This is a genomic window from Streptomyces sp. PA03-6a, from assembly GCF_033792765.1.
Classification (GTDB): Bacteria; Actinomycetota; Actinomycetes; order Streptomycetales; family Streptomycetaceae; genus Actinacidiphila.
In genome coordinates, this window is the sequence record NZ_JARAVK010000394.1 from 1 (window position 1) to 5,617 (window position 5,617).

Annotated in this window: 5 protein-coding genes; all 5 read right to left on the reverse strand. The window is 71.4% G+C overall.

The window, feature by feature from the left end:
* Window positions 1–734: potassium-transporting ATPase subunit KdpA (locus PV350_RS43870; RefSeq protein WP_500338963.1), on the reverse strand; the 734-nt coding region annotated here is incomplete at its 3' end.
* Window positions 734–823, reverse strand: a complete 90-nt coding sequence (gene kdpF / locus PV350_RS43875) for a K(+)-transporting ATPase subunit F (protein WP_326579416.1) — start codon at window positions 821–823, stop codon at window positions 734–736. The genes PV350_RS43870 and kdpF, both read right to left, overlap by 1 nt.
* 410 nt (window positions 824–1,233) lie before the next feature.
* The gene (locus tag PV350_RS43880; protein WP_500338964.1) at window positions 1,234–2,739 is read right to left on the reverse strand and encodes an aldehyde dehydrogenase family protein; all 1,506 of its coding nucleotides are present in this window, start codon (window positions 2,737–2,739) and stop codon (window positions 1,234–1,236) included.
* Window positions 2,740–2,851: 112 nt separating this feature from the next.
* Window positions 2,852–3,871 carry a helix-turn-helix transcriptional regulator gene (locus tag PV350_RS43885; protein WP_500338966.1) on the reverse strand — a complete coding sequence of 340 codons (1,020 nt, stop codon included), beginning with the start codon at window positions 3,869–3,871 and terminating at the stop codon, window positions 2,852–2,854.
* 128 nt (window positions 3,872–3,999) lie between these two features.
* On the reverse strand, window positions 4,000–5,617 hold a 1,618-nt coding region (locus tag PV350_RS43890), incomplete at its 5' end, for a M4 family metallopeptidase (protein ID WP_500338968.1).

Sequence of the window (5,617 nt, forward strand, 5' to 3'; positions counted from 1 at the left end):
CTCTCGAAGGGGTGGGCGGAGTTGGCGTTGTAGAAGCCGCCGCCGTTGGTGCCCAGCTCCTTGATGGCCTCCTGGGAGGCCACCGGGCCACCGGTCATGCTCTGGTGGTCGCCGACCAGGGTCGAGATCGACTCGACGCCGTGGAAGTTCTGCACGACGCCGCCGGCGACCAGCACGATCGCGAAGACGAAGGCGAGCGGGAGCAGCACGCGCACGGTGATCCGGGTGAGGTCCACCCAGAAGTTGCCGATTCGGTCGGTCTTCTTGCGGGTGAAGCCCCGGATGAGGGCCGCGACGACGGCGACGCCGACGGCGGCCGACACGAAGTTCTGCACCGCGAGACCGGACATCTGCACCAGGTGGCCCATCGTGGACTCACCGGAGTAGGACTGCCAGTTGGTGTTGGTGACGAAGGAGGCGGCCGTGTTGAAGGACACGCCGGGCGTCACGGCGGGCATGCCTATGGACAGCAGCAGGTGGTTCTGCAGCCGCATGAAGCCGTAGAGGAAGAGGACGGAGACGGCCGAGAAGGCCAGCACGCTCCGCAGGTAGACGGACCACTTCTGGTCCGCGTCACCGTCGACCCCGCCGAGCCGGTACGCGAAGCGCTCGACGCGCAGGTGCTTGGCGGAGGTGAGGGTGTGGGCCATGTAGTCGCCCAGCGGCCGGTAGGTCAGGGCCAGCGCGCCGACCAGCGCGAGGATCTGGAGCCAGCCCGCGAGGGTGTCGTTCACTAGAACTTCTCCGGGTAGATCAGTGCCAGCACCAGGTAACCGACCAGGGCCACGGCGACGACGAGTCCGACGACGTTTTCGATGCTCACAGCCGCTCCGCCCCCTTGGCCACGAGGCCGAGCACGGCGAAGACAGCGACGGTGAGGACGATGAAGGCCACATCTGGCATGCGGAGACACCCCGGAAGTCGTGTGGGGACGATGCCGCGTACCCGGTCGGGCCCGCGGCGCCGGTGAAAAACCGGTGTACGTAGCGAAGCGCCCCGCAGTGCCCCCGACGAGCTTCGTTAGCGGGTTCCTGACGCGGCCCCGGAGCGGCTTGACGCCACTTTGACGCCGCCCGGCCGAACGGGTGACGGGGGTGACGTGGCACGTCGGCGCGGTCGGCGGGGCGGTCGGCGGGGCTCGGAGCAGCGGCGACCCCCGAGCGGGCGTGGCCGGCCGCAGCGGGGGTCAGGGTGGGCGAGGAGGGCCGTCCGGCCCGGTGGTGCGGAGCGGACTCAGAACCGCACGTAGACGTTCTTCGGCTGGGTGTAGGACTCCAGCTCCTCGATGCCCTCCTCCCGGCCGACGCCCGAGTTCTTCACCCCGCCGAAGGCGGTCCCGGGGATGTGCGCGGAGCTGGCGTTGATCCACACGTAGCCGGCGCGCAGGTCGCGGGCCGCGGCCATGGCGGTGTGCAGGTCGGTGGTCCAGACGCTGGCGGTCAGGCCGTACGGCAGTGCGTTGGCCTCGGCGATCGCCTGGTCGTACGCGTCGAAGGGCGCCGCCACCAGCACCGGCCCGAAGATCTCCTCCCGGAACAGCGGCCCGGAGGGGCCGGCGTGGGCCGCGAAGAGGGTGGGCCGTACGTAGTAGCCGGGCCGGTGCGGGGCGCTGCCGCCCGCGACGAGGCGGAGGGCGGGGTCGGACAGTCCCGCCCGGATGTAGGAGGTCACCTTGCGGTAGTGCTCCTCGGAGACCAGGGGGCCAATGCCCGTGGTGGGGTCGGCCGGGTCGCCGAGGCGCATGGCGTCCATGCGCCTGCCCACTTCCTTGACGACGCGCTCGTACAGGGAGCGGTGGACCAGCAGGCGTGACGTGGAGCCGCAGCTCTGGCCCTGCCAGGTGAAGTTCATGCCCGCCATCGCGCCGTCCACGGCCGCGTGCACATCGGCGTCGGCGAAGACGACCAGCGGGTTCTTGCCGCCCAGCTCGAGGGTGACCGTCTTGACCGCGGCGCTCGCCGCGCGTGCCTGGACGCGGCGTCCGGTGGCGGACGAGCCGGTGAACGCGATGCGCGGGACGTCGGGATGGGTCACCAGCCGTTCGCCCGCCACGGAGCCCAGGCCCGGCACGATGTTCAGGACCCCGGGCGGTACGAGGCCCGCGGCCAGTTCGCCCAGCCGCAGCGCGGACAGCGAGGTCGCCTCGGCGGGCTTCAGGACGACGGTGTTGCCTGCGAGGAGCGGCGCGGCGATGCGGGCGGCCGCGAACATCAGGGGATGGTTCCACGGGATGATCCGCCCGACGACGCCGAAGGGGTCACGCAGCGTGTAGTCGAGCGCGTCGTGGTCGGCCATGGGGACGGTCTCGCCGCGCAGTTGGAGGGCGAGTCCGGCGAAGTAGCGCAGCTGGGCGGCGGCGACGCGGAAGTCGCCCCGCATGACCGCGACCGGGCTGCCGTTGTCGATGGTGTCGATCCAGGCCAGTTCCTCGCCGTGCTCCTCGATCGCCTCCGCGAGGGCGACCAGCACCCGCGCCCGTTCCGTCACGGAGCTGGCCCCCCACGCGGGCGCCGCCGTACGGGCCGCCTCCACCGCGTCGTCGACGTCCGTGACGCCGCCGAGGGGTATCCGGGTCACCACCGTCTCGTCCGCGGGATTGACCACGTCCAGGGTCTGACCCGAGGCCGCGTCGGTCGCCTCCCCGCCGATCAGCATGTGCCAGGGCCGGTCCACGATCTCGCCCGCGGTCGGTCGTGCGCCGGTCGCGCCATACGGATTCGACAGCTCCGAAATACGCATACACTCCAGGTTTGCACCCGTATGTGCCGTATACAGTGATTGAACGTTTTATATCGGCAAACACCGCGTATAGCGCAGGCCAAACGGCCGGGCGGGGCCGCGGGCGGCCGGCTCAGCCGTCCAGCCAGCCGCGTTCATGGGCGAGGAGCGCGATCTGGAACCTCGTCCGGGCGCCGAGGGCGGTGCCCGCCTCACTGACGTGCTTCTGCACCGTCCGCCGGCTCACGCCCAGCACCCTGGCGATGGCGTCGTCCTTCATCCCTGTGGCCATGAGGTGGAGGATCTCCCGGGTCCGTTCGTCGGTCTCCACGGTCTCCCGCTCGCGGCGCGCGACGGGCCAGTCCTGGCGGCTCTCCAGTGAGACCGGTGTCGCGCGTTCCCAGATGCCCTCGAAGAGCGCGACGCACACCTCGATCAGGGCCGGGGAGTGCACCACCAGCGATCCCGCCGAGGGCCGGTCGCCCTGGAGCGGGAGGAGGGCGGCGGTCCGGTCGAAGAGCGCCAGCTTGACGGGGAGCCGGGTACCGAGGCGGAACTCACCGCCCACCGCGGTGCCGCGCAGCGCGGTCTCCAGGGACACCTCGTCGGTGAAGCCGTCGGCCTCGTACACCGACCGCAGCCGTACGCCCGGGGCGACGGCGGTACGGTCCGGGTCCCGGTGGCCCGAGTCGTCCTCGGTGCCGGTCACGTAGGGCGGCTTGGCCAGGTGCAGCACCTCGCTCCTGCTGCCCTTCAGCAGGTACGCGTAACGGGCCGCGACCTCGTCGCCGTGCTCCAGGACCTCCACCAGGTTCGGCGCGCCGGGGTGCGCGACGGAGCGGTAGAGCTCGTCGAGCTGCTCCATGAACAGCTCGGTACGGGCCAGTTCGCTCCGCCTGCGGGCGAGCAGGGAACCCAGTGAGGAGCGCGGCGGGCCGGCCTTCCAGCGCGAGGACCCACCGGGGATGCGGATGACCAGGAGTTCGTCCTCGAGGCCCCGCAGCGTCCGCTCGGCCTCGTCGGCGGACGTGCCGACCGCCTCGGCCACCGCGGCGGCGTCCGCCGAGGGATGGCTCACCAGGTACTCCAGGACCCGGCCGCCCAGGGGGCCCAGCCCCGTCCCCGCCCAAGGACCGCCCGATGAGACATCCATGCAGCCTGCCACCCCTGTACGTCCGCGCCCCGCGTGATGATCGTACGCCTCGCGGAAAGGCCGGCGGGGGCCCGGTCCGGCGTGTGCCGGTCCTGGCCCCCGTCGGGGTGGTGCGGTGTCGCGGCCGCTCAGCGGCAGGTGCCCGCGGGGCGGGCCCGGGTCACCAGGTCGGTGTCCGTGGTGGTGGTGTCCATCCACAGGACGCGGCTGCCGGTGCCTGCGGCGGCGTTCGACTGCTGGCCCTTGCTGCAGGAGACCCGGCCGAGCGGGGTGCCCTGCGGGGTGAACTGGTGGAGCTTGGCCAGCGAGTCGTTGTAGTCGTCGAAGACCTGTGAGAACGAGGCGTACACGGTCAGCGTGACCGCGGTGTCCGACGCCGTGAGGCCGAACGCCCGGACGGGGCGCGGGCCCTTCTCCGCGATGACGTCGGTGACGGTGGAACCGTCGACGGACGCCCGGCGCAAGGTGGTGAAGTCGTCGTCGGTGTAGTCGGTGTCGATCAGCCAGTACACCCCGGCAGCGGTGATCACCGGCGTGCTGATCCACTCCGGCTGCGAGGGCGCGCCAAGGGTGGCGGTCTTCCCGGTCCGGGTGTCGAAGACCTCCACGACGACTCCGTAGGTGCCGTCGAACATGCCGTCGTGGATGTACGCGATGCGCCCGTCCTTGACGGCGGGCTCGACCGCCTGGTTGTAGTCCCGGCCGAGCGGCACCTGACGCGGTGTGGTGTCGCCGCCCTTCAGGTACAGGACCCGCTGCAGCGAGGTCGCCTCGTCACGGCGGGACCAGGCGACCGTGTCGCCGTCCACGCTCAGGCCGCTGATCTCCGAGGTGGTGCTGTACAGCGTCGTGACGGCGCCGCCGCCCACGGGCGCGGACAGGACGTCGTAGGTGTGCAGCCAGGGGTCGTCGCCGGGGACGTCGCCGACCGCCACCCACACCACGCGCTTGCCGTCGGTGACCGGGCTGAGGTGGGAGCGTCCGTCGACCGGGGAGATCCGGCGGGGCTTGCCCTTGCCGTCGGTGCGGCCGGTCCACACGGCGTACGGCTCGGTGCCGTCGGCGCTGGACTTGGGGGCGGCCCACCAGTCGCCGTGGGCGCTGGGGCTGTTGCCGGTGCCGACGTACTGCATCAGGGTGCCGAGCCGGCCCATCAGCACGTCGCTGTCGAGGCCCAGGTCCTGCTCCCAGCCGGGGACGATGCCGTGGGCGTCGAAGGCCTTCTTCACCTTGGCCAGGCGGTCGCCCTTGACGTGCAGCGACTTGGCGGCGGCGATGACCGCGTCACGGCCCTCGTCGAAGCCGTCGAGGGGGGTGATGTAGGAGGTGAGGGCCGTGTAGACGATTCTGTCGGCGAGTTCGCCGCCGAGGCTCTCGCGGATGTCCCACAGCGCGCCGCTGAAGATCGTGGAGTTGACGTGCACTCCGCCGTTGTCGTAGGACGAGCCGAGGGGCAGCCCGAGGAAGCCCTTCGTGGTGGCGCCGTCGTTGAGGTCGCGGAAGGCGCAGTCCTTCGGCGCCCGAGTCCGGCAGAGGTCGCCGCCGATGAGGCCGGCCTCGGGGTCGGTCATGGAGGTGCGGTTGACGGTGACGTCGATGACGTTGCCGAAGTAGTCGGCGATGGCCTCGTTCATGGCGCCGGACTGACCGGCGTAGACGAGGTCGGCGGTGTGCTCGACCACGCCGTGCGTCATCTCGTGGCCGACGACGTCCAGGTCGGAGGCGAGGGAGCGGTACTCGTCGTCA

Bases quoted from the DNA above. Each gene is read 5' to 3' on its own strand.
- PV350_RS43880 (WP_500338964.1), bottom strand. From the start codon at position 2,739: ATGCGTATTTCGGAGCTGTCGAATCCGTATGGCGCGACCGGCGCACGA.
- PV350_RS43885 (WP_500338966.1), bottom strand. From the start codon at position 3,871: ATGGATGTCTCATCGGGCGGTCCTTGGGCGGGGACGGGGCTGGGCCCC.